Source organism: Haloactinopolyspora alba (assembly GCF_003014555.1).
In the GTDB taxonomy this organism is placed as follows: Bacteria; Actinomycetota; Actinomycetes; order Jiangellales; family Jiangellaceae; genus Haloactinopolyspora; species Haloactinopolyspora alba.
Genome location: NZ_PYGE01000007.1, coordinates 203,807 through 229,579, shown reverse-complemented (window position 1 = coordinate 229,579; position 25,773 = coordinate 203,807). Strand labels below are relative to the sequence as shown.

Sequence of the window (25,773 nt, the reverse complement as noted above, 5' to 3'; positions counted from 1 at the left end):
GTGGCGTGACGCCGAGACGACCGCCGACCGCCTAACCTGAGCGGGTGGACGACCGGGGCGACGCCGTCATCACGGCGCGGAAGTGGCTGCCATGGATCGGCAGCCTCGCTCTGTTCGCTGTCGCCCTGCCGAGCGTCTCCGAGGTGCTGGAGTCCCGCACCGAGCTCGACGTGCCGATCCTGGCGGCCCTGGCGGCCGTGCCGTTCGGCCTGATCACCACCCGTCCGGCACTGGGCTGGCTGCTGTCGGCGGGCGGCGCCCTGCTGGTGTCGCGAGCGTTTCCGGTCGTGGACGGCGACCCATGGCCGTGGCCGACCGTGCACGGGCTGGTGCTGCTGGCGCTGCTGTTCGCGGTGGCCCTGCGCCCGCCACCGCACCTGACCCGGTCCCTGCGGGTGGCCACGGCCGTGGCCGCGGCCCTCGCCACGGCCGTGCTCTTCGCGGTCTCCGTGCCGGACGATCTCCGTGCGGGCTGGACGGTCGGGGTGACGGTGGTGGCGCTGGCCGGCACGCTCGTGCGCTCCGCCGGCCTGATCCACCCGGCCGGCGACGCGGCGCCTCCGGTCTCGCTCACCGAGGTCAGGGCCAGACTGCTCGGCGGCTTCCGGGAGGCGTTCGTCGACTGGGTGACCTCACCGCCGGCCGGGCCTCCCCTGGGCCATCGTCTGCTGCCGTCGTCGCCGTGGGTGGAGCGGGTGCGCGCCGTCGTCCCGTGGCTGCTGGCCCTCGGCGTGTTCTGGATCGCGGTGGCCGCCTCGATCCGCGAGACGCTCGTGGTCCACGACCTCGTGCTGCCGATCCTCGCCGCGCTCATCGCCCTACCGGTGGGCTTGAGCAGGCGGTACGCGCTGCTCGGCTGGCGGCTCGCCACGGTTCTCGCCGCCGTCGTCGCCGTCATCGGCACGCAGAGCGGCGGCCTCGACCCGGGTGCCTGGCCGGTGATCTTCCAGTGGGTCTGGCTGGCCTCGACGTTCCTGGTCAGCGTCCGCCACGACCGCTGGACGACGGGCTGGGTGTGGGCCGTCACCGTCATGGTCATCGCGACGGGTGCCCCGGTGGACTCCGGAGTCGCCATCACCATGCTCGTCGTGGCGACCGCGTTCACGATCATCGGCGACCTCGTCCGCTCGCGCCGGCGCGCCCGGCACGAACTCGAACGCCAGACCGAGCTCAGCGAGTTGGAGAAGGCACGCCGTACCGTCCTCGAAGAGCGGGCGCGGATCGCCCGCGACCTGCACGACGTCGTCGCCCATCACATGTCGATGGTGGTGGTGCAGGCCGAGAGCGCTCCGTACCGGATCAGCGGGCTGCCGCCGCAGGCGCAGGAGGAGTTCGCGGCCATCAGCACGTCCGCGCGCCAGGCACTCACGGAGATCCGCGGCCTGCTCGGAGTCCTGCGCAGCGAGGACCGCGAGGTCACGCACGCGCCCCAGCCCGGCCTCGACCAGGTCGGCGAGCTGGTCGAGTCGGCGGCGCGTTCCGGAGTGCCGGTACGGCTGAGCATCGACGGCTCACCCACGGCCGTCGGCACACAGGTCGGCCTGTCGGCCTACCGGATCGTCCAGGAGTCGCTGGCCAACGCGGCCCGGCACGCCCCCGGCGCGGAGGTCGACGTGACCATCGTCTACGCCTCGACCGGCCTGGAGCTCACGATCGTCAACGCCGCGCCGGCGACGCCGGTCGAGCCCGCAGGCCCCGGCCATGGCCTGATCGGCATGGGCGAACGCGCGAACGTCGTCGGCGGCACGTTGACCACCGATGCGCGTCCCGGCGGCGGCTTCGAGGTCCGAGCCACCCTGCCCTTCCATGTCGAGGAGCCCTCGTGAGCAGTGAGCCACCCACCCGGGTACTGATCGTCGATGATCAGGCCATGGTCCGGCAGGGGTTCGGCGCGCTGCTGGCCGCCCAGCCCGACATCGACGTCGTCGGGGACGCCGCCGACGGCGCAGCCGCCGTGGACGCCAACCGCCGCCTGGCTCCGGACATCGTGCTCATGGACGTGCGCATGCCGATGCTGGACGGCCTCGAAGCCACCCGGCGGATCCTGCGTGCTCCGGGCCTGCGGCATCCACGGGTGGTCATGCTCACCACCTTCGACCTGGACGACTACGTGTACGAGGCGCTGCGCGCCGGGGCCAGCGGCTTCCTCCTCAAGGACGCTCCAGCCGCCGATCTCGTGCACGCGGTGCGGGTCGTCGCGGCCGGGGATGCCCTGCTGGCTCCGTCGATCACCCGCACCCTCATCGCCGAGTTCGCCCGCCGCCCGGAGGCCAACCGGCCCCGACCGGACCAACTGCGCGACCTCACCACTCGCGAGACGGAGGTGCTCAAGCTCATCGCCGCCGGCATGTCCAACGCCGAGATCGCCGAATCGCTCGTGCTGGCCGAGCAGACCATCAAGACCCACGTGGGGCGCCTCTTCACCAAGCTCGACCTGCGCGACCGCGCGCAAGCCGTCGTCATCGCCTACGAGACCGGGCTCGTCCAGCCCGGCAGCTGACGGCCGGGGTGAACCGCCGGGTCAGCCGGCAGGCTGTACGTGCGGCGCCACCTCCGCGGCCACGAGCTCCAGGTGCTCGAGATCGGTCAGGTCCAGCACCTGCAGGTACACGCGCCCGGCGCCGAGCTCCTTCAGCGCGCCGATGCCGTCGACCACCTCCTGCGGCGTACCGGCCAGGCCGTTGGCCCGCAGCTCCGCCGGCTCGCGACCGATGGCGGCAGCACGCCGCGCGAACTCGGCCTCGTCCTTGCCGCACGCCAGCACCAGCGCCGCCGAGTACACCAGCTCGTCCGGGTCACGACCGGCGTCCTCGCACGCCTTGCGCACCGCGGCGAACCTGTCCCCGATCTCCGCCTTGGGCGGGAACGACGTGTTGTACTCCGCCGCGTACTGCGCGGCCAAGGCTGGCGTGCGCCGCGGGCCGTTGCCGCCCACGATCAACGGCAGCGGCCGCTGGGCCGGTTTCGGCAACGCCGGCGAGTCGGTCACCGTGTAGTGCTCGCCGGAGAACGAGAAGCGCTCGCCGACGGGCGTGTTCCACAGCCCGGTGACGACCGCCAGCTGCTCCTCGAGCAGGCCGAACCGCTTCGGAGGGAACGGGATGCCGTACGCGGCGTGCTCACTGTCGTACCAGCCGGTGCCGAGGCCGAACTCGACCCGCCCGCCGGACATCTCGTCGACCTGCGCCACCTGGATCGCCAGCGGCCCGGGATGACGGAACGTCGCCGACGACACCAGGGTGCCCAGCCGGATGTGCGACGTCTCGCGTGCCAGGCCCGCCAGGGTGACCCACGAGTCTGTGGGCCCGGGCAGGCCGTCGGCGGCGCCCATGGCCAGGTAGTGGTCGGAGCGGAAGAACGCGTCGAAACCGAGAGCCTCGGTGGCCTTCGCCACCCGGAGCTGGTCGTCGTAGCTGGCCCCTTGCTGGGGCTCGGTGAAGATCCGAAGTCGCATGGTTCCAGCTTTGCACGCGGCCCGGCGGTCACAACCAGCCGCGTCGCCGGAACACCACGAACAGCCCCGCGCACACCAGGGCCATCAGGAACAACGCGAACGGGTAGCCGAAGTACCAGTCCACCTCCGGCATGTGCGTGAAGTTCATGCCGTAGATGGTGCCCACCAGGGTCGGGGCGAACAGGATCGCCGCCCACGCGGAGATCTTCTTCAGCTCCTCGTTCTGTTCGAAGCTCGCCTCGGTGAGCGCCTTCATCTCCTCGTTCTGCTGCTGCGTGACGAGGGTCGAGTTGACCCGGAGGATGTCCTGCAGCACCTGCCGGAAGCCGTCGACGCGCTCGGTGACCTCGGCCACGTGGTCGGCGACGTCGCGCAGATAGCGCTGCAGCTCCTCGTCCGTGCCGTACTTCACGAATCCTGCCTGCAGGCCCTGCATCATGCCGATCAGCGGCCGGGTGGCCCGCTGGAACTCGAGCACCTCGCGCGAGAGCTCGTAGATACGCCGCGACACCCGCGGATCACGGCCGAACACCTCCGTCTCGATCTCGTCGACGTCGTTCTCGACGCCGGCGATGACCGGAACGTAGCCGTCGACGACCGCGTCCAGCACCGCGTACAGCACCGCCTCCGGCCCGAGCCGCAACAGGTCGGGGGTGTCCTCCATGCGGCGGCGCACCGCCGAGAGGTCCGGCGCCGCGCCGTGCCGGACGGTGATGACGAAGTCCTGGCCGACGAACAGGTGCAGCTCGCCGAAGTCGACCTGCTCGGAGGCGTCGAGGTAGCGCGCGGCGCGCAGCACCACGAACAGGGTCTCGCCGTAGCGTTCGAGCTTCGGCCGCTGGTGCGCCTCCATGGCGTCCTCGACCGCCAAGGGGTGCAGGTCGAACTCCTCGGCCAGCGACATCAGCTCGGCGTCGCTGGGCCGGTACAGCCCGATCCAGGCCATCGCCTCGGCGTCCGCGCGCAGTTCGTGGTAGGTCTCGGCCAGCGAGCCGGGCGTGCTCGCGCGATAGCCGTCGCGGTACAGCGCGGCGTCGATGATGCTGGACCTGGGGTGACCGTTGTCGGACTCGGCCGGCTGCGTGTCCGCGGCCGCGGCGCCGGTGTTGTTGCGGGTGTTGTGCCGGCGCAGGGCCGGACGGATGACACGGAGTGCACGTTGACGACGCGGCGGCATGGCGTCTCTCCCAACGAAAACGGACGCGGGCGCGAGGGTGTCGGAGGCGCAGGACACCCGCCGCCGGGCATCAGCTGCCCGCGGCTCGAGCGTCCCGCCGTGCATAACTGGGAGGTTCACTGCTCATGGCAGCCTCACCTCCCTGCACGCAGCCGTCGTCGGACCACTGGTCAGGATAACTGACGCCGGACCGGCGGGGCAGCCGGTTGTGATACCAGACCACGACGACCACCAGCGCGCAGCCGGCGACCTGCGTCGAGGTCGGACGTTCGCCGATCGCGACACCGAGCCCGAACGCCAGCACCGGTTGCAACAGCAGCAGCGCCGCGCCGACGTCGGCCGGCAGCGCCGGCAGTGCGGTCGTGATGAGCAGCCACGCCACCACCTGCCCGACGATCGCCAGCGTCAGCAGCCAGCCCATGGCCGGCCACCCCGGCGCGAGGTCGATGCCCGTCCAGAGTCCGCCCAGCACGCCGGCCGTCACCGCGGCCGCCGCCGTCGACGTGCACACCGGCGACACCGTGTGCTGACGCCCGCCGCCGAGCCGCATCAGGAACAGGTACCCCGCGTACGCGACCCCGGCGATCATGCCGAACGTGACGCCTGCCACCGGGTCGCTGCCCGGCTCGGGCCGGCCGACGGCCCCGCTGGCGAGCGCGACACCGACGAGCATCAGCGGCGCCGTCACCGCGAACCGCCACGACAGCCTCGCGCCCGACACCACCCGGGCCAGCAACGGGAACACCACGACCTGGACGTTGATGAGCACCGTGGCGATCGACGCGCCCACGTTGAGCACGCTGGCCGCCCAGAACACCATGTCCACGCCGAGCAGGACGCCGGCGCCGACGTCCATCAGCCGATGCCGCAGCTGCCGCGGGTCGAGCCGGTGCCGCTCTCGCCAGGCGAGCGGCACCAGCACGAGCAGCGCGAGCGCACACCGGAAGAAGGCCGCGGTGCCGGCGTTGGTCCCGGACTGCTTCATGAACACCGCCGACGCCGAGATGCAGGCGGAGCCCGCCACCGCCAGCACGACGGGACGGCTCACGACCCGGGCCCGCACGGTGGTGCTCGGTTCCTGCCGCATGGTCGTCGAACCGTCGTCTCGCGTCACGAACTCCACTGTGCATGGCGCGTCACGGAAGTAAAAGCAACGATTTCTCGGCTGTACCCAGTAGTCTCGCTAATGTGTTCAGTCTCGACCGGCTCCGCGCGCTCGCCGCCGTCGCCACCCACGGCTCCGTCGCCCGTGCGGCGCAGGCCCTGCACATGACCCCGTCCGGGGTGTCACAGCAGCTCGGCAAGCTGGAGCGGGAGGCCGGGCACACGCTGCTCGAACCACACGGCCGCAGCGTCCGGCTCACACACGCCGGCCGGGTGCTCAGCCGGCACGCCGAACAGGTCCTCGGCCAACTCGCGGCCGCCGAGTCCGATCTCGGCGACCTGGACGATCAGGTGCTCGGACCGCTGCGCATCGGTGGTGTGGCCAGCGCGGTCCGTACGCTGCTGCCGCATGCCCTCGCCGACCTCACCACCCGGCACCCGCGGCTGCTGCCCACCGTCACCGACGGTGAGGTCGTCGACCTGATGCCGCGGCTGCTCGACGGCGCTCTCGACGTTCTGCTCATCGAGAGCTGGGCCAACCGGCCGTTGGTCATTCCGGAGGGCGTGACCCTGCGGACGCTCGTCGACGAAGAGGCGAAGGTGGCCCTCTCGACGCGTCATCCGTGTCACCACCACGAGGCTGTCGACCTCGCCGAACTGCCAGACACGGCGTGGGCCACCTGCCCACCGGGAACCGAGCCGCACGAGGCGCTCGTGCAGGCGCTGCGCGCCCGGGGCGTCGAACCCGACGTCCGCTACTTCGTCGCCGAGCACACCGCGCAGTACGCCCTCGTCGAACAGAACCTGGCCGCGGCACTGGTCCCCGCGATGGCCGGGGCGGTGGCCCCACCGGGCGTGCGCATGATCCCGACCACGCCCGCGCTCCGGCGCGACATCAGCGTGGCCTGGCTCACCCGGAACCAGAGCCCGCCGGTGCGTGCCTGTGTCGCGGCGCTCGAAGCACACGCCGCGTGATCACCGCTGCGCGGTGGGTTCCAGCACCGCCACGCACTCCACGTGGTGGGTCATCGGGAACAGGTCGAACGCGCGCAGCCCCGCCAGCGTGTACCCGTGCTCGGCGAAGATCGCCACATCCCGGGCCAGCGCGGCCGGGTCGCAGGCCACGTACGCGACGGCGCGCGGCGACCTCGCGGCGATCGAAGCGACGACACGCGCCTTCGCGCCGGTTCGCGGCGGGTCCAGGACCACCACGTCGACCTCGGGCGCGACGTCGGCACGGTTCAGCGTCCGGTCGACCCGGCCACGTTCCACCCGGACGCCCGGCAGGTCGCGCAGGTTCCAGTCGGCGTCGTCCGCCGCCTGCCGCGACCCCTCGACGCCGACGACCCAGCCGTCCGGGCCAACCCGCCCGGCCAGGACGCCGGTGAACAGCCCGACCCCGCAGTACAGGTCCAGCCCGCGTTCGCCGGGGCGCGGGTCCAGGGCGTCCAGCACGGCGGCGGCCAGGATGTCCGCGGCGCCCGGATGGACCTGCCAGAAGCCGCCGCCGGTGACCTGCCAGCGACGGCCGGCGGCCTCCTCGACCACCTCGGTCCGCCCGTGCAGGGCGCGGAGGCGGCTTCCGTCGCGGTCGGCCGCCACCGCGACGGACACGTCCGAGGCCAGGATCGGCGGCTCCGGTTCCGGGCTCGTACATTCCGCGATCACCAGCCGGCCGCCGCTCGCGGCGACGACCTCGACCGACTCGGTGTCCGGCCACTCGCGCGCCTCCACGCCCACGTCACGGACGCGCGGGTGCGCGATGAGGCAGCGCTCGATCGGCACGATGTCGTGGGACCGGTGCCGGTGCAGCCCCGCGCGGCCGTCCGCGTCGACGGCGTAGGTGACGCGGGTGCGCCAGTCCAGCCCGTCGGCGTCACCCGGCACCGGCTCGACCTCGACCCGCATGTCGATGCCGGCGAGGCGACGCAGCTGCTCGGCCACCACCGTCTCCTTGAACCGGCGCTGTGCCCGCGGAGCCGCGTGCTGCCAGTCGCACCCGCCGCAGCCGCCGGGGACCGCGTACGGACACGGCGGCTGCACCCGGTCCGGCGACTCGGTCACGATCTCGATGGCCTCCGCGCGCCAGAACGGGTCGTCGCTGCCGCCCTCGGTGACGCGCACCCACGCCCGCTCCCCCGGCAGCGCGTGCCGGACGAACACGACGCGTCCCTCGTGCCGCGCGACGCAGACGCCGCCGTGCGCCACGTCGCCCACGTCCACCACGATCTCGGTGCCGGCCCGGTCCTCGCCCCGGACCCGCCGCTGTGGCCTGCTCAGCTCGATCCACCGCCCTGGTCCGGCCCGGGGCGGGCGCCGCCCTTGCTCCCCTGGTCCGTCGACGAATGCAGCTGCCACGGAACGCTCGTCACCATCACCCCCGGTGTGAACAGCAGCCGGCCCTTGAGCCAGAACACGCTCTGGTTGTGCAGCAGCCGCTCCCACCAGCGCCCGACGACGTACTCGGGGACGTAGACGGTGACGACGTCACGCGGGCTGGCGCGCCGGATCGCCCGCACGTACTCGATGACCGGCCGCGCGATCTCACGGTACGGCGAGTCGAGCACCCGCAGCGGCACCGGGATCTCGCGCCGGTCCCACTCGTCCAGCAGCGTCGCGGTGTCGTCGGCGTCGACGTTGACGGTGATCGCCTCGATGATGTCCGGCCGTGCCGCCCGGGCGTACGCGATGGCCCGCACCGTCGGCTTGTGCAGCCGCGACACCAGCACGACCGCGTGCACGCGCGACGGCAGCAACGACTCCGACGGCCAGTCGTCGACGGCCAGTTCCTCGCTGACGGTGTCGTAGTGCCGGCGGATGCCGCGCATCAGCGCGAACAGCAGCGGCATCGTGGCCAGCACGATCCACGCGCCGTGCGTGAACTTGGTGATGGTGACCACGACCAGCACGACACCGGTCATCGTCGCACCGAACGCGTTGATCGCCCGTGAGCGCATGATCGACCGGCGTTCCGAGACGTCTCGCGTCGTGGTCAGGGTCCGGTTCCAGTGCCGGACCATGCCCGCCTGCCCGAGCGTGAACGCGGTGAACACACCGACGATGTACAGCTGGATCAGCCGCGTCACCGAGGCGTCGAACACCACGATCAGCACCCCGGCGAGCAGCGCCAGAACGATGATGCCGTTGCTGAACACCAGCTTGTCGCCGCGGGTGTGCAGCTGCCGTGGCGCGTACCGGTGCTGCGCCAGGACGGACCCGAGCAGCGGGAAGCCGTTGAACGCCGTGTTCGCCGCCAGGATGAGGATCAGCGCGGCGACCGCCTGAATGTAGTAGAACGGGATGCTCTCGTCGCCGAACACGGCCAGGGCGATCTGCGAGATCACCGTGCGCTGCGGCTGGGTCTCGCAGTCGAACCCCTGCAGCGAGCACGGGTCCTCGACGTAGCGCACCTCGGACACGACGGCCAGCGCCGTGATGCCGACGAACATGCTGATCGACAACGTCCCCATGATCGCCAGCGCCGACGCGGCGTTCTTGCCCTTGGGCTTGCGGAAGGCCGGCACCCCGTTCGCGATGGTCTCGACGCCGGTCAGCGCGGTACAGCCGGACGCGAACGCCCGCAACACCAGCAGCATGACCGCGACCCCGCCGAGATCGGTCATCTCCGCGGCGACGTCGTAGTCCGCCGACTCCGCGCGCGGCGCCTCACCGAAGAGCGTCTGCCCCAGGCCCCACACGATCATCGCGCCGATGCCGACGACGAACAGGTACGCCGGTATCGCGAAGGCCTTGCCGCTCTCGCGGACCCCGCGCAGGTTCATCGCCGCCAGGAACACCACGAGGCCGAGCGCGATCGGGATGCGATATCGATCCAGCTGCGGTACGGCCGAGATCAGGTTGTCCACGCCGGCCGACACCGACACGGCGACGGTGAGCACGTAGTCGATGAGCAGCGCGCTGGCCACGACCAGCCCGGCCGTGGGGCCGAGGTTCGTGCTGGCGACCTCGAAGTCACCGCCACCGGACGGATACGCCCGGACCAGCTGACGGTAGGACGCCACCACCGTCACCAGCAGCAGCACGACGACCGCCGCCACCCACGGGGTGTAGACCAGGTACGTCAGCCCACCCAGGGTCAGGATGACCAGGATCTCCTGGGTGGCGTAGTTCACCGACGACAGCGGGTCGCTGGCGAACACCGGGACCGCGAGGCGCTTGGGCAGCAACGTGTGGCTCAGTCGGTCGCTGGCGAGCTTGCGACCGACGAGCACACGTTTGGAGATGTCGCCCAGCTTCGGCACGGTCCGCAATGTTAGGCCGTCGGGCAGGGACCCGTCGCACCGACGCTCCGGCCGGTCCGCTCGTGTAACGTCGTCGGCGACAGCGCTCGTGGCTTCGGCGAAGCGGAGAGGACGCAGGTGCACGTCGTCATCATGGGATGCGGCCGGGTCGGCTCGACCCTGGCGCACAGCCTGGAGTCGCACGATCACACGGTCGCCGTCGTCGACCAGAACCCGGACTCGTTCCGCCGGTTGCAGCCCGGGTTCGAGGGCTCGACCGTCTCCGGCGTGGGGTTCGACCGGGACGTGCTGCGCGAGGCGGGCATCGAGCGCGCCGACGCGTTCGCCGCCGTCAGCAGCGGTGACAACTCGAACATTCTCGCCGCCCGGGTCGCGCGCGAGACCTTCGGCGTCGACAACGTCGTCGCCCGCATCTACGACCCCGGCCGCGCCGAGGTGTACCAGCGCCTCGGCATCCCCACGGTCGCCACCGTGCGCTGGACCGCCGACCAGATGCTGCGCCGGATCATCCCGGAGGGCGCACAGACCGAGTGGGTCGATCCGTCCGGCACCATCCACCTCGCCGAGATTCACGTCGCCGCCGGGTGGATCGGTCAGCCGGCCACGACGCTCGAAGCGGCGTCGGGCGCGCGGATCGCGTTCATCACCCGCTACGGCGACGGCCTGCTGCCGCGTCCCGACACCGTCATCCAGGACGGCGACCTGATCCACGTGCTGATCCGCACCGACGACCTCGAGAAGGTCGAGAGCATCTTCACGAACGATCCGGAGGTCGAGCTCTGATGCGCGTCGCCATCGCCGGTGCCGGCAACGTCGGGCGCTCCATCGCCTCCGAGCTGCTCACGAACAACCACGACGTCCTGCTCGTCGACAAGGAGCCGCGCGCCATCAAGGCCGCCAGTGTGCCCGAGGCGGAGTGGCTGCTCGCCGACGCCTGCGAGCTGTCCATGCTCGAGGAGGCGGCGCTGGAGCGCTGCAACGTCGTCATCGCGGCCACCGGCGACGACAAGGTCAACCTCGTCGTGTCGTTGCTGGCCAAGACCGAGTTCGGGGTGCCGCGCGTCGTGGCCAGGGTGAACCATCCGGGCAACGAGTGGCTGTTCAACGACAGCTGGGGCGTCGACGTCGCCGTCTCCACGCCGCGCATCATGAGCGCCCTCGTCGAGGAGGCCGTCAGCGTCGGCGACCTGGTGCGCCTGTTCAGTTTCCGGCAGGGCGAGGCGAACCTCGTCGAGCTGACGCTGCCGACCGACTCCCCCATCGTCGGAACCGCCATCGCCGACGTCGCGTGGCCGGTGGACACGTCGCTGGTGTCGATCATCCGCGGCAAGCACGTGCACAGTCCGCTGCCGGACATGCCGCTGGAGGCCGGCGACGAGCTGCTGTTCGTCGCGGCGCCGGAACGCGAGCGCCAGCTCGGGCAGCTGCTGTCGCCGCACGACGAGGGTTAGTCCGCCGCCGCCTCGGTCTGCGCTTCGGTGTGCGCACGGTACGCCGGCCGGATGATGACCCACGACAGGTAGACCACCAGCAGGAACAGCGGCCAGCTCATGGCCAGCCGGGCGCCGGCGAGCCAGCCCAGCTGCTCCTCGCCGGCGAAGTACAGCGGCGCCTGCACCGCCAGCCTGGTGGCGAACAGCGCCACCCACAGCAGGCTGGCCTTGGTGAACGCGCGCAGCAACGCCGGGTCGCGCCGCCACGCCATGCCCTGACCGGTCACCAGCCCCACGAACACGCCCAGCAACGGCCAGCGCACCGCGATGGACACCAGGTACGCGAGCCCGTATCCCACGTTGATCAGCAGCCCGGGCAGGAAGACGTCCTCGGCCTGTCCGGTCCGGTGGGCCAGGTAGGCGGCGATGCCGAGGCCGACGAAGCCGGCGACCACGTTCTGCAGCGGCTCACGCCGGAACAGCCGCACCACCGCCAGCAGCGCGCCGGAGCCCAGCGCCACCCACAGCGACAGCGACAGGTTGTGCCCCGCGACCGCGTAGACCACCGTGAACAGCGCGAGCGGCAGCCCGGCGTCCAGCAGTGCGCCCAGGCTCAGCGCGTGTTGCGGACGGAACCGGTCCTCGGACGCGATGGCACCGACCCAGCTCTGCTGCTGGCCGCGCTGATCGCCGGGTTCGGTCTGGCTCATGATGTCCGGTCCCGCTCGCCTTCTCGCTCGTCGATGAGGTTCGTGCCGCCCCGGACGGGCGAGGTCATTCCGTACCGGACGGTTGCAGCTCGTATCGCGGATTGAACATGACGCGCCGGCCGTCGAGCGTCGCCACCCGGCCGACCGCCGTCAGCCGACGGCCACAGCTGATGCCCGCGATCCGGCGCCGGCCCAGCCACACCAGTGTCACCGAGTCGGAGCCGTCGAACAACTCCGCCTCCAGCGCGGGCGTTCCCTGCCGCGGCTGCAGCGTGACCGACCGCAGCGTGCCGCGGACCTTCACCCGCGAGCGCTCGGGAACCTCGGCCAGCGACTGGCACCCGGCCTCGCGCGCGTCGTCACGAAGCTCCTCGGCGTCCACCTCGGCGTCCGAGGCCGCCCACCGGGCCACGGCTCCCCAGAAGCCGCGGCGCGTGGCGTTGTCACCCATACCGCCCAGCCTAGCTGTTCTGCCCACCCGTCCCGGCTGCGGACGTCACGCCTGCAGCGGCCCGTCCTCGGAGGGCCCGGCCTGCGACGTCTCCGCCTCGCCCTGGCCGCCCTCCGGAGGCTTCAGCGTGATGACGTCACCCGGCGCCATCGGGGCCTCGCCGCGCACGACCACCGTCTGGCGCACGATGTCGACCAGCTGCTGGAAGACCGACGCGTCCGTGGTGGCCTTGCCGAGGAAGGTCGCGCGCAGCATCCACCGCGGCCCGTCGATACCCGACACCCGCGACGGCTGGAAGACCTGCTTGCCCTCCTGCGACTGAGCCGGCACCACCACCCGCATCTCGGTGCCGAACGGCCCGTTCGCCTCCTCGGACCGCCCGCCCCGGCCCTTGGCGTCCTCGCCGATCTGCAACCGGGTCTGCTCCCACATTCCGGAGCTGCGCGGGGCCGCCACCGCGACCAGCTGGACCGCGGCCTCGTCGGTGCTCAGCAACACGCTCGTGCCGTTGCCGGTGCGCTTGTCCAGCTGCAGTTGCAGCTTCATCCCCGGCGCCGGGCGCACGAGCAGACCGCCGAGGTCGATCCGGCCCGAGCGGGCCTCCTGCATGTCGACCTCGGACGCGTCGTACGGGCCACCGGTACGGTCGGTGTCCCCCGCCGAATCCGCGTCCGGGGCGGGCTCGCCGTCCGCCGCAGCGCTCTCGTCCGGGCCCTGGTCGGCGGGTGTCGATGCGTCGTCGCCTCGGCGCCGGCGTCGGAACACTTTGGTCTACTTCCTTCCGTCGTGATGGGCCGACGACGTTCCCGTCGACCCGTGTCCACCGTCGCCACGGGCCGACCCGGGAAGCCGCTCGACCTCGTGGAAACGGACCCGTTCGACCCGTTGGACGACCAACTGCGCGATCCGGTCGCCACGGGCGAACGTCACCGCGTCACGCAGGTCGTGATTGACGAGGGATACCCGGATCTCGCCGCGATATCCGGCGTCGACCGTGCCGGGTGTGTTCGTGATGCTCACGCCCAGCCGGTGGGCCAGTCCGGAACGCGGATGGACGAACGCAGCGTAACCCGCCGGCAGCGCGATGGCGATGCCCGTGCCGACCATCGCCCGCTCGCCCGGCGGGATGGTCACGTCGGTGGTGGTGACGAGATCGGCGCCCGCGTCGCCCGGGTGTGCGTAGCCGGGCAGGGCCACGTCCGGGTCGATGCGGGTGATCAGCACGTCCACCGGCTCGCTCACGTGTACACCTCCGCTCACGATCGCCGACCCTACCGGCTCGGTCCGTGTGTTCGGCGCGGGCCTTTCCGTGGCACCCTGCTGTGGGTGACGAACTATCGCGAGCGCCTGTGGGTGCCCGTCCTCTGGTGGGGCCTGCTCGTGGCGCTGGCCGGGGCCGTGTGGATGGTGTACCACCACGCCTATGGCCCGGCGGTGTCGCTGCCGGTGGGCCTCGGGGTGCTCGCGCTCGGGGCGGCGCTGCTGTTCGCCTACGGCAGAGCGCTCATCGCCGTGGACGACACCACCCTGACGGTCGGGCGGGCACGGATACCGCTGGCGAACGTCGGCACCGTCGAGGCACTCGACGGCGAGCGCGCCCGCGCCGCCCGGGGACCCGAGCTGGACCCGAGGGCCTACACGGTCATCCGCGGCTACGCCCCCGCCGTCGTGCGTGTCGGGGTCGACGATCCCGACGACCCCACTCCGTACTGGCTTGTCACGACGCGCCGCCCCGATCGGCTCGCGGCCGTTCTCGAGGCGGCGCGTCAGCACACCGCATGAGGGGAACGTCGGGCGTCAGGCTGCGCAGTCGCGGCAGATGAGCTGCCCGTTCTTCTCCTTCGCCAACTGGCTGCGGTGATGCACGAGGAAGCACTGCGAGCAGGTGAACTCGTCCGCCTGCCGCGGCAGTACGCGTACTGCCAGCTCCTCGTTCGACAGGTCCGCACCAGGCAGCTCCATCGACTCGTTGAGCTCGGACTCGTCGACGTCGACGATCCCGGAGGACTTGTCCATCCCCCGGTTCTTCAGCTCCTCGAGCGAGTCCTCGGAGATCTCCTCGTCCGTCTTGCGTGGTGCGTCGTAGTCGGTTGCCATGATCCATCCCCCTCACTGGGCGCGTTTGTCGTCCGTCGGTGGCGTCGCCGGAATCGTTCCGACGAATCGGTGCCCCTTCGTAACGCACGAGCGTCCGCGGTTGTGCCCGCTCCGAGCGGCAGATTCTGCCTGATGGTGACCCGTTCCCGCACACCGACCCGCCAACACGTGGCCGGTATCGTCCTCCCGAGTGACCGCGGGACCGTCCCGAAGGATGAGGAACGTCCGCATCCGGACGGGGGATGCTGGCCGTCGGACCCGCTGCCGAAACGAAGGATCCGCATGCTCGAGCTCGACCGGCTCTCGCGCCGATACGGCGACGTGGTCGCTCTCGACGATCTCTCATTCACGGTCCGACCAGGGCAGATGTATGGGTTCGTCGGGACGAACGGCGCCGGGAAGACCACCGCGATGCGCATCGTGCTGGGGGTACTCTCCCCCGATTCGGGCACCGTGCGCTGGCAGGGCCGCACCGTCGACCGCGACATGCGACGTGAGTTCGGTTACATGCCCGAGGAGCGCGGCCTCTATCCGAAGATGCGGGTGTTCGATCAGCTCGTCTACCTCGCACAGCTGTACGGTGTGGCGCGCACCACAGCACGGCAGACGGCCGGCGACCTGCTCGACATGCTCGCTCTCGGCGAACGCGCGAGCGACCGGGTCGAGGCGCTGTCGCTCGGCAACCAGCAGCGCGTGCAGCTCGCGGCCGCGCTCATCCACGATCCCGCGGTCCTCGTGCTGGACGAGCCGTTCAGCGGCCTCGACCCGATGGGCGTCGACGCGATGGCGGGGGTCCTGCGCGCCCGGGTCGACGCCGGAGCCGCCGTGGTGTTCTCCAGCCACCAGCTCGAACTCGTCGAACGGCTGTGCGACGCGGTCGGCATCGTCCGCGCCGGCCGGATGGTCGCCGACGGCACCGTCGAGCAGTTGCGCGGCGAGGCGGCGCGCCGTTACCGGATCCACGTCGACGCCGGGCCCGGCTGGGTCGGCGAGCTGCGCGACCGGCTGCCCGGGGTCACCGTCGTCGACGGCTCCGCACCGGACGCGCTCGTCGAGCTGGCACCCGACGTCGACGACCAGAAGGCGCTCGACACCGCCCGCGCCCTCGGACCGGTACGCCAGTTCACGCCGGTGCGGTCCACGCTCACTGAACTGTTCCGCGAGGCCGTCACCGACGGCGCCGGTGACGATGCCGGCACCCATGCCGGCGACCATGCCGAGGAGAGCCGATGAGCCGCGCCCTGACCTTTCGCGCCGCCGCGACACTGGTGGCGCGCCGCGAGTTCGGCCAGCGCCTGCGCGACCGGTCGTTCTTCATCTCGACCGCGGTCACCGTCGGCATCATCGCCGTCGTCGCGCTCTTCCCGCGGTTCACCGACGTCGGCGAGGACAGTTTCGACGTCGGCCTGCTCGGTGGCGACCAGGCCCTGCGCAGCGCGGTCCAGCAGCAGGCCGACGTCGCCGGTGTGGAGGTCGAGTTCGGTGACGTCGCCGACGCCGAGCAGGCACGTGGCGCCGTCACCGACGGCGACCTGGACGCCTACGTCGACGGCGACTCCGTCTATGTGGAACGTGACCTGGACGACTCGCTGCGAGCGGTGCTGCAGAACGCCTACAGCCAGGTCCAGGGCAGCGCGGCGCTCTCCGAGGCCGGCATCGACCCGGAGGAGGTGACCGCGGCGCTGAACGGCGCGACGCTCGGCACCGTCACGCTCGATCCCGAAGCGGAGGAGCGCAACACCCGCGGCGTCGTCGCGTTCTTCGGCTCGATGGTGCTGTTCGGCCAGCTCATGGGGTACTCGATGTGGGTGGCCATGGGCGTCGTCGAGGAGAAGTCGAGCCGGGTCGTCGAGGTGATGCTGGCCGCCATCCCGGCCAGGGCGCTCCTGGCCGGCAAGATCGTCGGCATCGGCCTGCTCGGACTGGTGCAGCTGATGGTGATCGGCGCGCTGGGGCTGGCGCTGGCCGGCGGGCTGGGGATGGTCACGCTGACCGCGTCGATGCTGACACCGGTGCTGCTGTCGCTCGGCTGGTTCGTGCTGGGCTACGCCGCCTACTCGTGCCTGTCCGCCGCCGCGGCCGCGCGCATCTCGCGTCAGGAGGAGCTGCAGAACGTCACGACGCCGGTGACGATGCTGACGATGATCTCGTACTTCGCCAGCTTCCTCGCGTTCATGAGCCCGGACAGTCCGCTGGTCGGGGTGGTCAGCGTGCTGCCGCCGTTCAGCGCCCTGGTCATGCCGATCCGGATGGCCCGCGGCGATGCCGCCGGCTGGGAGGTCGGGCTGGCGCTCGGGTCGATGCTGCTGCTGATCGTGCTGCTGGTGGCGCTGGCCGCCCGGATCTACGAGGGCGCCGTGCTGCGGATGGGTGCCAAGGTCTCCTGGCGCGAGGCGCTCACCCCCGACCGCGGTACCTCCACGCCGGCCGGGAAATGACCACGTTCACCATGGAATTCCATGCGTCACCACCCCTGCAGGCCTGGTGACGCGTGCATTCGCCCAGTGGTGGCCGGAAACCCCGTCGCTCAGCTCAGGTCGCGGTCGGCACCGAGGCGTTCCAACAGCGCACGCAGCTCGTCCACCACGCCGGGGGTACACGCCAGCATCAGGTCCTCGCCGGCTTCCGTGCCCCGCAGCCCGGTGACGACGGCGCCCGCCTCCTCAGCGACCAGCGCGCCGGCGGCCATGTCCCACGCCTTCAGCCCGCGTTCGTAGTAGGCGTCCAGCCGGCCGGTGGCCACCCAGCACAGGTCCAGCGACGCGGCTCCCGCACGGCGGATGTCGCGCACGACCGGCACCAGGTCGAGCAACACCGCGGCCTGCCGGGCCCGCCGGTCCGCGTCGTAGCCGAAGCCGGTGCCCACCATGGCGAGGTCGAGCCGGTCGCACGACGTGACGCGGATCGCGCGGCCGTCCAGGTGGGCGCCACCGCCGCGGACCGCCGTCCAGGTCTCGCCACTGGCCGGGTTGTGCACCACGCCGACGACCACCACTCCGTCGGCGCGCGCGGCGATCGACACCGCGTACTGCGGCATGCCGTAGAGGTAGTTCACGGTGCCGTCGATCGGGTCGACCACCCAGTCGACGCCCGAGCTGCCCGCCGTGTGCCCGTCCTCCTCGCCGAGGATCCCGTCGTCGGGCCGAGCGGCCAGCAGGCGCTCGCGGATCAGCGTCTCCGCGGCCGTGTCCGACTCGGTGACGACGTCGGTGGGTGTCGACTTGGTCGCGGCGACGTCCATGCGCTCGACCGCCTCGCGGCGCCGATGCACCATGGCGCCGGCCTCACGCGCGGTCGACTCGGCGAGGGCCAGCAGGGCTGCGGGGTCGACCGTCACGGGGCACTCCTCGGGTTCATCGGTGGACACCACCAGGCGAGTACACGCGTCACCAGGCCTGCAGGGGTGGTGACGCATGGAATTCCATGGTGAACGTGGTCATTCACGGCGACGGGTGGGGTGGGGCGTCCTCGCCGAACAGGGCGGGTCGTGACTCGCGGAGGTTCGGGCAGCAGCCCGCGGGGCAGACGTCGGGCGCCGGCCCGAGCGACAGCACGCTCGCCCGGGTGACGTCCTCACCACGCTCCACGGCGGCCCGTTCGGTCAGCAGGTCGACGACGGTGGCGACGAAGTCCGGGTGCGTCCCGGCGGTGGCCGCGCGCGCGGCCGCGACACCCAGCTCCTTGGCCGTGGCGATCGCCTCGGTGTCGAGGTCGTAGGCGACCTCCATGTGGTCGGAGAGGAACCCGATCGGCGCCAGGATCACCGCCTCGACGCCGTCCGCCGCCAGGCTCGCCAGGTGGTCGTTGACGTCCGGCTCCAGCCACGGCATCTCCGGCGGTCCGCTGCGCGAGCAGTAGACGAGGTCGAACGGGCGCTGCACGCCGGTACGCTCGGCCACCTGCGCGGCGACGGCCTCGGCGACGGCCTCGTGCTGGGCCACGTAGGCGCCGCCGGACGGACCGGACGTCTCGGCCATCGCCACCGGGATCGAATGGGTGACGAACACGATCCGCGCCCGGCCGGTCAGCTGCGCCGGCAGGTCGCCCAGCGCGCCGACGACGCCGTCGGCGTTCGCCGTGATGAATCCCGGGTGGTCGAAGCTGTGCCGCAGCCGATCCAGACGCGGCGCTCCCGGACCGACCGCCGCCACCGCGTCCGCCAGGTCCTCCCGGTACTGCCTGCACCCGGAGTAGGAGTCGTACGCGCTGGTGATGAACACCGCCGCCCGGCCGATGCCGTTGTCGCGCATGCGCGTGAGCTCGTCGGCCAGGTACGGGTCCCAGTTCCGGTTGCCCCAGTAGACGGGCATCGAGATGCCGATCTCGGCGAGCAGGTGCTCGATGTTGGCCACCAGCGCCCGGTTCTGGGCGTTGATCGGGCTGCGGCCGCCGAACTCGTAGTAGTGTTCGGCCACCTCCTCGAGGCGCTCCCGGGGCACTCCGCGTCCCCGGGTGACGTTCTCGAGGAACGGCATGACGTCGTCGTCGCTCTCCGGCCCGCCGAAGGAGACCACGAGCAGTGCGTCGTACGGATCGACGCGATTTCGCGTTTCGCTCACCCGCACGATCCTGCCAAGTTCGCTCCGGACATGCGCGCGCAGGGTGCGGTGACGGCGCCGGCCACACCCTGCCGGCCGCCCGGAAGGACCCGACGTGACGTGGCGTAACTGGGCTCGCACGGTCCACTGCGACCCGCGGCGCGTCGTCCGGCCGGCGGACGCGGACGAGGTCGCCGCCGTCGTCGCCGACGCCGCGCGCCGCAACCTGCGCGTCAAGGCCGCCGGCGCCGGGCACAGCTTCACCCCGGTGGCGGCCACCGACGGCGTGCTCGTGCTGCTGGACCGGCTGCGCGGCCTGCTGGCGCTGGAACCGGCCGCGGACGGCGGCGCCGAGGCCACCGTCGCCGCCGGCACGACCATCCGCGAGCTCAACGACGCCCTCGCCGTGCGCGGGTACGGGCTGAGGAACATGGGCGACGTCGCCGTCCAGACGGTCGCCGGAGCGGTCTCGACCGGCACGCACGGCACCGGGCGTGCCAGTGCCGCGCTCGCCGCGGCCGTGCGCCGGGTACGGATGGTGCTGCCCGACGGTTCGCTGGCGGACGTGGCCGCGGACGACCACGGTGACGGCGCCGACCTCTTCCACGCCGCGCGGCTCGGACTCGGCGCCCTGGGCGTCATCACCGCGGTGACCTTCCACGTCGAGCCCGCGTTCCGGCTACGGGCCGTCCAAGAGCGGGCCGGGCTCGACGACGTCCTCGACGCCTTCCACGACCTCGCCGCCGACGAGGAGCACGTCGAGTTCTACTGGCTCCCGTTCACCGATGCGGTCCAGCTCAAACGCAACCGCCGCACCGACGAACGGCCCACCAGGACCGGCCGGTTGTCCGCCCGGCTGTCGAACGAGGTGGTCGAGAACGCCGGTGTCGCGCTGACGCAGCGGCTGTCCAGGGCCGTGCCGCGGGTGACCCCGGCGGTGAACCGCGCCGCCGCGCGGCTGATCGGGCGCCGTTCCTCCGTCGACGACGCGCCGGCGGTGTTCACCAGTACCCGGCGGGTGCGGTTCCACGAGATGGAGTACGCCCTGCCGAGGGCCGCGGCGGTGCCGGCCCTACGCGAGTTGCGCGAGCTCACCGCCGGCGGCCCGTGGCGCATCGCGTTCCCGGTCGAGGTCCGTACCGCTCCGGCCGACGACGTGTGGCTCTCCCCCGCACATGCCCGGGACACCGTGTACGTCGCCACCCACGCCTACCCCGGCACCGACTACCGGGGCTGGTTCGACGCCGCGGAACGGCTGTGGACCTCGTACGCCGGCCGACCACACTGGGGCAAGCTGCACACGCGCGACATCACGTATCTTTCTGATCACTACGACAGACTGCACGATTTCCGCGCGGTCCGAGACCGCGTCGACCCGGAAAGGATCATGACCAATCAGTACCTCGACCGGGTGCTCGGACCCTGAACACCCCGGCACGGCCTGGACATCCGGCAATTTCCGGCGGCGTGGCGGCTTTGTGGACACCGTCGCCCGGGTGACCATGGTGCCAGTCGTGCGTGGGAGGTGATGAGATGCGTGAACTACGGCTCGTAGCCGTCAGTGAGGACGGCGAGCATCTCATCCTCGGCGGGTACGGCGACGAACAGCTGGCGTTGCGCGTGGACGACCGCCTGCACGCCGCGATCCGAGGCGACCGAGCGAGGTTGGGACAGTTGGATATCCAGCTCGAAAGCCAGCTACGTCCGCGTGACATCCAGGCGCGCGTGCGGGCAGGAGAATCCGTCGACACGGTCGCGGCCGTGTCGGGCATGCCGCGCGAGAAGGTGGAGCGGTTCGCCGGTCCCGTCATCGGCGAACGCCAGCACGTCGCCGAACGCGCCCGCCAGGCCACGGTGCGCCGTCTCGGCGGCGACGGCCCTCCGCAGACACTCGAGTCCGCCGCGGCCGCCACCGCCAGCTCGCACGGCACCGACCCACAGCAGGTGCAGTGGGATGCCTGGCGGCGCGACGACGGCCGCTGGCTGGTCCGGTTCTCGTGGGACGGCGAGGACGGCTCCGCGCTGTTCTCGTTCGACCCGTCCGGCCGATCGGTGCAGCCCGAGGACGACCCCGGGCGTGTCATCGCCGGACTGGCGCCGCTGAACGCACCCGAGGTCGACGCCGTCGCCCACGGACCCGTCGACGCCGACCCCACCGACGAGCCCGAGCAGCCGGCCGGTCCCCGGCTCGCGGTGGTCGAGTCGCCCGTCGAGGACGAGCCCGAGGTCGACCCGCTGTCGGTGGTGCCGCCCCCGGTGGCGGCTCCGGTGCACGAGCTGGCCCGGCGTGCCGAACAGGCGCACGACGACGACACCGACGACACCCAGCCGGACCAGGGCACGGCGAGCCCGGCAGCGCGGCGTTCGCGCCGTAACCAGCGCAACGCGCGTGCGGACCGGCGCCGGCGAGAGCCGGAGCTGTGGTCTGACCCGCCCGCCGACGAGACCGCCGACGACGAAGCCACCAGCGAGCGGCTCCGGCTCAGCGACATCGCCAGCCACGTCGAGACCGACGACACCTCCGACCTGGCGCCCACGGCCGATCAGCCCGCGTCCACGCCCCAGCGCAAGTCCAGCGGCTCCAGCCGCTCGCGCCGGCCCAGTGTGCCCAGCTGGGACGAGATCATGTTCGGCCGCCGTAAGAACGACTGAAAAAAACCGGCTCGCGGATGTATCTGAGCCGGCATCGGTTGCTCTGTATCTGTGAGCGCCCGGTGGCCACCACGGGCGTTCCGTCGGCCGGAGACCTCCGGTCGCGCCGAGCACACCGAGGGAGGCAGCGGTGCTTCACCAACGCTTCGCTGTGTCCATCCAGCCCGTGCCCGGCGCGAGCGCCGATCCGGACCGGTGGCGGGCTCTGACGAGGCACCGCGTCGTCGAGATCCTCGCAGCCAAACGACGCAGGCGAACACGGCGACCGCTCGTGATCCGTCTGTGAGTCAGGGGGGCAGGTTGCGATGGTCGTACCAACGGGGGGCGACGGGCGCGCAGGCGACGCACGACACCATGTCGTGCCCGGAGGCGCGGGCCCGTCGCTGACGGCCACCCATGAGCACGTTCTATACTCGGGCGGGGCCGCATCGGCCCTCTGCCGGTTTCCTACGTCCGTCCCGGCGGTGGTGTCAGTTCTCCGGGAGTCGGCGTGGGTGATCCGTCCACCAGCGAGCTCGTCAAGCAGGCGGCCGACGGCGTTCAGGACGCCTGGGACCGCCTGGTCGAGCAGCACTCGGCGCTGGTCTGGACGGTGGTGCGCAGCCATCAGCTCCGGACCGGCGATGCGGAGGACGCCTTCCAGGCCACCTGGCTGCGGCTGCTCGAGAACGTCGACCGGATCGACCGGCCGGACCGGCTGGCCGGTTGGCTGGTCACCACAGCCAGGCGTGAATGCCTCCGGGTACTGCGGCGCACCGACCGGGAACGCCCGGACGTCGCGGTCGAGGAGCACGCCGGCGCCGACACGGGGACTCCGGGCCCCGTGGACGCGCTGCTCACCCGTGAGGACCACGTCGAGGTCCGGCGTGCGTTCGACCAGCTCTCCGCACGTTGCCAGAACGTGTTGCGGCTCACGGTGGCCGCACCGGAGCAGGATGCCTACGAGGACGTCGCGGACGCCCTGGGCATGCCGGTCGGAAGCATCGGCCCGACCCGGAAACGCTGCCTGCAGCATCTGCGCCGTCTGCTCGGCGACGATGCCCGGCCCGGCCGGCAGACCAAGGGGGACTAGACCATGACCGACGCCGCGGAACCGCTCGAAGACCGCCTGCGCACCGTGCTCGAGGTCACCGAGGCGCCGCCACCGCATCTCGTCGAGGCGGCGAAAGCGTTGCTGAGCTGGCGCGACCCGGACGCTCAGCTCGCGGAGCTGGTCGCGGACTCCACGGCCGAACCCGCCGCCGCCGTGCGCGCCGCCGAGCCGCCGCAGTTGCTGACCTTCGCCTCCGGCGACACGACCGTGGTTCTCGAGATCGGTCACGAACGCCGTTCCCGGCGGCTGATCGGTCAGATCATCGCGCCGGCCGCGGCGACGGTGGAGGTCCGCCATCCCGGCGGCGTGGTGACCGTGGACGCCGACGGCGACGGCCGCTTCCGCGCGGCGCCGGTCTCCCCCGGGCCGCTCTCGGTCAGCTGCCGCTTCGACGACCCGCAGCGGGCGCCCATCGTCACCAGCTGGGTCACGGTCTGATCAGCACCGTCTCACGAGGCGGCGAACGGCAACGGGTCGCTGCCTGTTCCGGCCACCCCCGCGCTGGTGGCCGTCATCCGGCGGCGGTGATGGTGCCGGCACAGCACCTCGTAGCCGATCCTGCCGTCGTCGCCGGTGTCGCCGACCACCACCTGCCGACCCTCGGTGACCATGACGCCGTCGACCGTGCGGGCGTTGTGCGTCGCCCGCCGCCCGCACCAGCACAACGCCTCGACCTGCAGGGTCTCCATCCGGTCGGCCAGCTCGACCAGGCGCGCCGCGCCCGGGAACAGCCGGGTGCGGAAGTCGGTCAGGATGCCGAACGCGTAGACCGGCGTGTCCAGCTCGTCGGCGACCCGTCCGAGGTCGTCGATCTGCGCGGGCGTGTAGAACTGGGCCTCGTCGCAGATGACGTAGTCGACCCGGGTCCCGGCCGTCAGTCGTTCGACGACGAGTCCCCACAGGTCGGTGTCGGTGCCCACCTCGACCGCGCGTGCCGACAGGCCCAGCCGGCTGGACACGGTGGCGTCGCCGCCGCGGTCGTGCGAGGCGAGCAGCAGCCCGGTCAGGCCGCGTCTTCGGTGGTTGTAGTCCATCTGCAACGCCAGCGTCGACTTTCCGCAGTCCATGGTCCCGGTGAAGAAGTGCAGATCCGCCACGGACTCAGGCCTCTCCGACCAACAAGGGCACCAGAAGTTCGTCCTCTGTCAAGGCCCCGTGCAAGCCCCGTAGCTTGCCCTCGACGGGGAACACGCTGCGCCGCTCGACAGCGCAGTCACCGTCCACGCTGACCACGACGTCGCCCAGCCGCTCGAGCACGCGCCCCTCGACCGCGCCGAACCATCCGGCCTCGACCGCGGCGCCGCGGGTCAGCACGCTCGCCCGCTCCCCCAGCACCCCGCGCCACGCCGCGGCGACGTCCTCGGCCGCGGAGGCGTCCGTGGTGTAGACGTGCCGGAACCGGGCCTCACCGGCCACCAGCGCTACGCCGTCGCGCAGTGCCGGCACGTCGTCGACGTCCACCCGCCGTTCCGGGTCGACATCGACCATCCCGTGGTCACCGGTGACCACCAGCGCCGTGCCCGAGGGCAGCTGATCGTACAGTTCCTCGACGAATCGGTCGGTCATCGCCAGCTGGTGCCGCCACGCGGCCGACGAGCATCCGTGCTGGTGGCCGGTGTAGTCGAGGTCGCCGTCGTACACGTACACCAGGCCGGAGCCGGCACCGGCGACGGCGTCGGCCGCCGCCGCGATCCGCTGGCCGAACGTGTTGGCCACCCGGAACGGGCCGCGCATCGCGGCACGGGTGAGACCGGACTCGCGGAACTTGCCCTCACCCACCACCGTGGTCTCGACGCCGGCACGGGCCGCCCGCTGGAACAGGCTCGGATGCGGCTGATACGCCTCCGGGTCGAGTTGCGGCTCCCAGCGCAGCGCGTTGAACAGTGCCGTGTCGCCCGGTGTGCGCGAGGTGTAGCCGACGATGCCGTGCCGCCCGGGCGGCAGCCCCGTGCCGAGGCTGGCCAGACTCACCGCCGTCGTCGTGGGGACACCGGCCGTGATCGCCCGGCCGGTCAGCGACGACAGGAACGGCGCCTGCGCCGGATGCGCCTGCAGCAGCCGCCAGCCGAGCGCGTCGATCAGCAGCACACAGTACTGCCGCGCCGGCGGCAGCCCCAGCACGTCGCTCTCGCCGGCGACACCGAGGGCGCCGAGCACCGACGGCAGCAGGTCGCTCAGCGCGGCCTCACCGTACCGAGGCAGCAGCGGCACTCGCGTCACCGTACGGAGACCGTGGCCGCCGACAGCGAGCGGGCGAACGTGAGCAGATCCTCGACCCGGTTGGTGCCCTCGCCGGCCTGGCTCACCCGCAACGTGAAGTCGTCGGACGTCAACGCGCCGGTGTAGCCGTGATCGGCCTCGCACTCGGGATCGCCACAGGTGGCGGGCTCGATGTCGACGCGGCTCATGGCGCCCCAACCGACCGTCAGCACGACGTCCAGCGCCGGCGTCCCGGTGCGGTAGGCCGCCGGAGCGGTGACCGTGCGGCTCACGACCACCGACGACACGCGGTCGAGCGGCACCGCCTCGGTGGAGGTGGTGGCGTACGGCACGTCATGCGTCTCGTCCGACGGGTACTCGTCGGTGTGCCCGACCACGAGCCGGGTGGGTGTCAGAACGAGCACACTGACGTGCCTGCGCAACTCGTCCCGGTCGAAGTGGGGTTCGTGATGAACGACGTAGGAGGTCACCGCCTCGCCGGCCAGCGCCGTCTCGAGCGTGTCGGCGACGAGATCGGGGTAATATCCCGCCTCCTGGATGGCCAGGCGAAGGCCCTCACGCGTACCTGTATCCGCCATGTCC

At 71.8% G+C, this 25,773-nt stretch carries 27 protein-coding genes; 12 read left to right on the top strand and 15 right to left on the bottom strand.

Annotated features, from left to right (window positions below; translation table 11 throughout):
- Positions 1 to 44 precede the first annotated feature (44 nt).
- A complete protein-coding gene (locus tag CLV30_RS26960) occupies positions 45 to 1,826 on the top strand; it encodes a sensor histidine kinase (protein ID WP_205740772.1) in 1,782 nt (593 codons plus the stop codon).
- Positions 1,823 to 2,500: a response regulator gene (locus CLV30_RS12175; protein WP_240723280.1), complete on the top strand. Its 678-nt coding sequence runs from the start codon at positions 1,823 to 1,825 to the stop codon at positions 2,498 to 2,500. Before CLV30_RS26960 ends, CLV30_RS12175 begins: the two co-directional genes overlap by 4 nt.
- A 21-nt stretch (positions 2,501 to 2,521) precedes the next feature.
- Here the strand turns inward: CLV30_RS12175 and CLV30_RS12170 are convergent, their stop codons facing one another.
- The 3 genes from CLV30_RS12170 to CLV30_RS12160 all read right to left on the bottom strand — a co-directional run bounded on the left by CLV30_RS12170 (position 2,522) and on the right by CLV30_RS12160 (position 5,718).
- Entirely contained in the window at positions 2,522 to 3,454 is a 933-nt protein-coding gene (locus CLV30_RS12170; protein WP_106537467.1) for an LLM class F420-dependent oxidoreductase, read from the bottom strand.
- A 28-nt stretch (positions 3,455 to 3,482) separates the two neighbouring features.
- Complete coding sequence (locus tag CLV30_RS12165; protein WP_106537466.1) at positions 3,483 to 4,631, bottom strand: magnesium and cobalt transport protein CorA; 1,149 nt, start codon at positions 4,629 to 4,631, stop codon at positions 3,483 to 3,485.
- 70 nt (positions 4,632 to 4,701) lie between these two features.
- Positions 4,702 to 5,718, bottom strand: coding sequence for a DMT family transporter (locus CLV30_RS12160; RefSeq protein ID WP_106537516.1), 1,017 nt, complete (start codon positions 5,716 to 5,718; stop codon positions 4,702 to 4,704).
- Between the two features lie 101 nt (positions 5,719 to 5,819).
- Here CLV30_RS12160 and CLV30_RS12155 point away from each other — a divergent pair, with 101 nt between their 5' ends.
- Positions 5,820 to 6,710, top strand: coding sequence for a LysR family transcriptional regulator (locus tag CLV30_RS12155; protein WP_106537465.1), 891 nt, complete (start codon positions 5,820 to 5,822; stop codon positions 6,708 to 6,710).
- Here the strand turns inward: CLV30_RS12155 and CLV30_RS12150 are convergent, their stop codons facing one another.
- Together CLV30_RS12150 and CLV30_RS12145 are read right to left on the bottom strand one after the other, a co-directional pair.
- Complete coding sequence (locus CLV30_RS12150; protein ID WP_106537515.1) at positions 6,711 to 8,015, bottom strand: class I SAM-dependent RNA methyltransferase; 1,305 nt, start codon at positions 8,013 to 8,015, stop codon at positions 6,711 to 6,713.
- Positions 8,012 to 9,997 carry an APC family permease gene (locus CLV30_RS12145; RefSeq protein ID WP_205740770.1) on the bottom strand — a complete coding sequence of 662 codons (1,986 nt, stop codon included), beginning with the start codon at positions 9,995 to 9,997 and terminating at the stop codon, positions 8,012 to 8,014. Before CLV30_RS12145 ends, CLV30_RS12150 begins: the two co-directional genes overlap by 4 nt.
- A 117-nt stretch (positions 9,998 to 10,114) precedes the next feature.
- Here CLV30_RS12145 and CLV30_RS12140 point away from each other — a divergent pair, with 117 nt between their 5' ends.
- Positions 10,115 to 10,780 carry a potassium channel family protein gene (locus CLV30_RS12140; RefSeq protein WP_106537464.1) on the top strand — a complete coding sequence of 222 codons (666 nt, stop codon included), beginning with the start codon at positions 10,115 to 10,117 and terminating at the stop codon, positions 10,778 to 10,780.
- Positions 10,780 to 11,448, top strand: a complete 669-nt coding sequence (locus CLV30_RS12135) for a potassium channel family protein (RefSeq protein WP_106537463.1) — start codon at positions 10,780 to 10,782, stop codon at positions 11,446 to 11,448. The genes CLV30_RS12140 and CLV30_RS12135 overlap by 1 nt, the downstream gene beginning before the upstream one ends.
- Here the strand turns inward: CLV30_RS12135 and CLV30_RS12130 are convergent.
- The 4 genes from CLV30_RS12130 to dut form a co-directional block, all read right to left on the bottom strand.
- Positions 11,445 to 12,140, bottom strand: a complete 696-nt coding sequence (locus CLV30_RS12130) for a DUF3159 domain-containing protein (RefSeq protein WP_106537462.1) — start codon at positions 12,138 to 12,140, stop codon at positions 11,445 to 11,447. The genes CLV30_RS12135 and CLV30_RS12130 overlap by 4 nt on opposite strands.
- A 64-nt stretch (positions 12,141 to 12,204) precedes the next feature.
- A complete protein-coding gene (locus CLV30_RS12125) occupies positions 12,205 to 12,591 on the bottom strand; it encodes an OB-fold nucleic acid binding domain-containing protein (protein ID WP_106537461.1) in 387 nt (128 codons plus the stop codon).
- A gap of 45 nt (positions 12,592 to 12,636) precedes the next feature.
- Positions 12,637 to 13,356 carry a DUF3710 domain-containing protein gene (locus tag CLV30_RS12120; protein ID WP_106537460.1) on the bottom strand — a complete coding sequence of 240 codons (720 nt, stop codon included), beginning with the start codon at positions 13,354 to 13,356 and terminating at the stop codon, positions 12,637 to 12,639.
- Between the two features lie 6 nt (positions 13,357 to 13,362).
- Positions 13,363 to 13,833 (bottom strand): dUTP diphosphatase, encoded by a 471-nt coding sequence (gene dut, locus CLV30_RS25985; RefSeq protein ID WP_129710985.1) that lies wholly within the window; start codon positions 13,831 to 13,833, stop codon positions 13,363 to 13,365.
- Positions 13,834 to 13,917: 84 nt separating this feature from the next.
- Here dut and CLV30_RS26445 point away from each other — a divergent pair, with 84 nt between their 5' ends.
- Positions 13,918 to 14,373, top strand: a complete 456-nt coding sequence (locus CLV30_RS26445; RefSeq protein ID WP_165358590.1) for a DUF3093 domain-containing protein — start codon at positions 13,918 to 13,920, stop codon at positions 14,371 to 14,373.
- 15 nt (positions 14,374 to 14,388) lie between these two features.
- Here CLV30_RS26445 and CLV30_RS12110 read toward each other — a convergent pair whose 3' ends face one another.
- On the bottom strand, positions 14,389 to 14,688 hold the full coding sequence (locus tag CLV30_RS12110) for a DUF4193 domain-containing protein (protein WP_106537458.1): 300 nt from the start codon (positions 14,686 to 14,688) through the stop codon (positions 14,389 to 14,391).
- 282 nt (positions 14,689 to 14,970) lie between these two features.
- Between CLV30_RS12110 and CLV30_RS12105 the strand changes: the two genes are divergently transcribed.
- A complete protein-coding gene (locus CLV30_RS12105) occupies positions 14,971 to 15,921 on the top strand; it encodes an ABC transporter ATP-binding protein (protein ID WP_106537457.1) in 951 nt (316 codons plus the stop codon).
- Positions 15,918 to 17,126 (top strand): ABC transporter permease, encoded by a 1,209-nt coding sequence (locus CLV30_RS12100; protein WP_106537456.1) that lies wholly within the window; start codon positions 15,918 to 15,920, stop codon positions 17,124 to 17,126. Before CLV30_RS12105 ends, CLV30_RS12100 begins: the two co-directional genes overlap by 4 nt.
- A gap of 89 nt (positions 17,127 to 17,215) precedes the next feature.
- On the opposite strand, the gene CLV30_RS12095 is transcribed toward CLV30_RS12100, so the two are convergent.
- Together CLV30_RS12095 and CLV30_RS12090 are read right to left on the bottom strand one after the other, a co-directional pair.
- Positions 17,216 to 18,025: an inositol monophosphatase family protein gene (locus CLV30_RS12095; protein ID WP_240723278.1), complete on the bottom strand. Its 810-nt coding sequence runs from the start codon at positions 18,023 to 18,025 to the stop codon at positions 17,216 to 17,218.
- 103 nt (positions 18,026 to 18,128) lie between these two features.
- A complete protein-coding gene (locus tag CLV30_RS12090; protein ID WP_106537454.1) occupies positions 18,129 to 19,247 on the bottom strand; it encodes a ferrochelatase in 1,119 nt (372 codons plus the stop codon).
- A 94-nt stretch (positions 19,248 to 19,341) separates the two neighbouring features.
- On the opposite strand from CLV30_RS12090, the gene CLV30_RS12085 reads away from it, so the two are divergent.
- From CLV30_RS12085 to CLV30_RS12070, 4 genes are all read left to right on the top strand, one after another.
- Positions 19,342 to 20,652 carry a D-arabinono-1,4-lactone oxidase gene (locus CLV30_RS12085; RefSeq protein ID WP_106537453.1) on the top strand — a complete coding sequence of 437 codons (1,311 nt, stop codon included), beginning with the start codon at positions 19,342 to 19,344 and terminating at the stop codon, positions 20,650 to 20,652.
- Between the two features lie 107 nt (positions 20,653 to 20,759).
- Complete coding sequence (gene sepH / locus CLV30_RS12080; RefSeq protein WP_106537452.1) at positions 20,760 to 21,878, top strand: septation protein SepH; 1,119 nt, start codon at positions 20,760 to 20,762, stop codon at positions 21,876 to 21,878.
- A 490-nt stretch (positions 21,879 to 22,368) separates the two neighbouring features.
- Positions 22,369 to 22,950 (top strand): RNA polymerase sigma factor, encoded by a 582-nt coding sequence (locus CLV30_RS12075; RefSeq protein WP_106537451.1) that lies wholly within the window; start codon positions 22,369 to 22,371, stop codon positions 22,948 to 22,950.
- 3 nt (positions 22,951 to 22,953) lie between these two features.
- On the top strand, positions 22,954 to 23,409 hold the full coding sequence (locus tag CLV30_RS12070; protein WP_106537450.1) for a hypothetical protein: 456 nt from the start codon (positions 22,954 to 22,956) through the stop codon (positions 23,407 to 23,409).
- A gap of 11 nt (positions 23,410 to 23,420) precedes the next feature.
- On the opposite strand, the gene CLV30_RS12065 is transcribed toward CLV30_RS12070, so the two are convergent.
- The 3 genes from CLV30_RS12065 to CLV30_RS12055 are packed head-to-tail and all read right to left on the bottom strand — an operon-like array spanning position 23,421 to position 25,769.
- On the bottom strand, positions 23,421 to 24,068 hold the full coding sequence (locus CLV30_RS12065; protein WP_106537449.1) for a thymidine kinase: 648 nt from the start codon (positions 24,066 to 24,068) through the stop codon (positions 23,421 to 23,423).
- Positions 24,069 to 24,072: 4 nt separating this feature from the next.
- Positions 24,073 to 25,182 carry an alkaline phosphatase family protein gene (locus tag CLV30_RS12060; protein WP_240723277.1) on the bottom strand — a complete coding sequence of 370 codons (1,110 nt, stop codon included), beginning with the start codon at positions 25,180 to 25,182 and terminating at the stop codon, positions 24,073 to 24,075.
- A 5-nt stretch (positions 25,183 to 25,187) separates the two neighbouring features.
- A complete protein-coding gene (locus tag CLV30_RS12055; RefSeq protein WP_106537513.1) occupies positions 25,188 to 25,769 on the bottom strand; it encodes a DUF5998 family protein in 582 nt (193 codons plus the stop codon).
- Positions 25,770 to 25,773 lie beyond the last annotated feature (4 nt).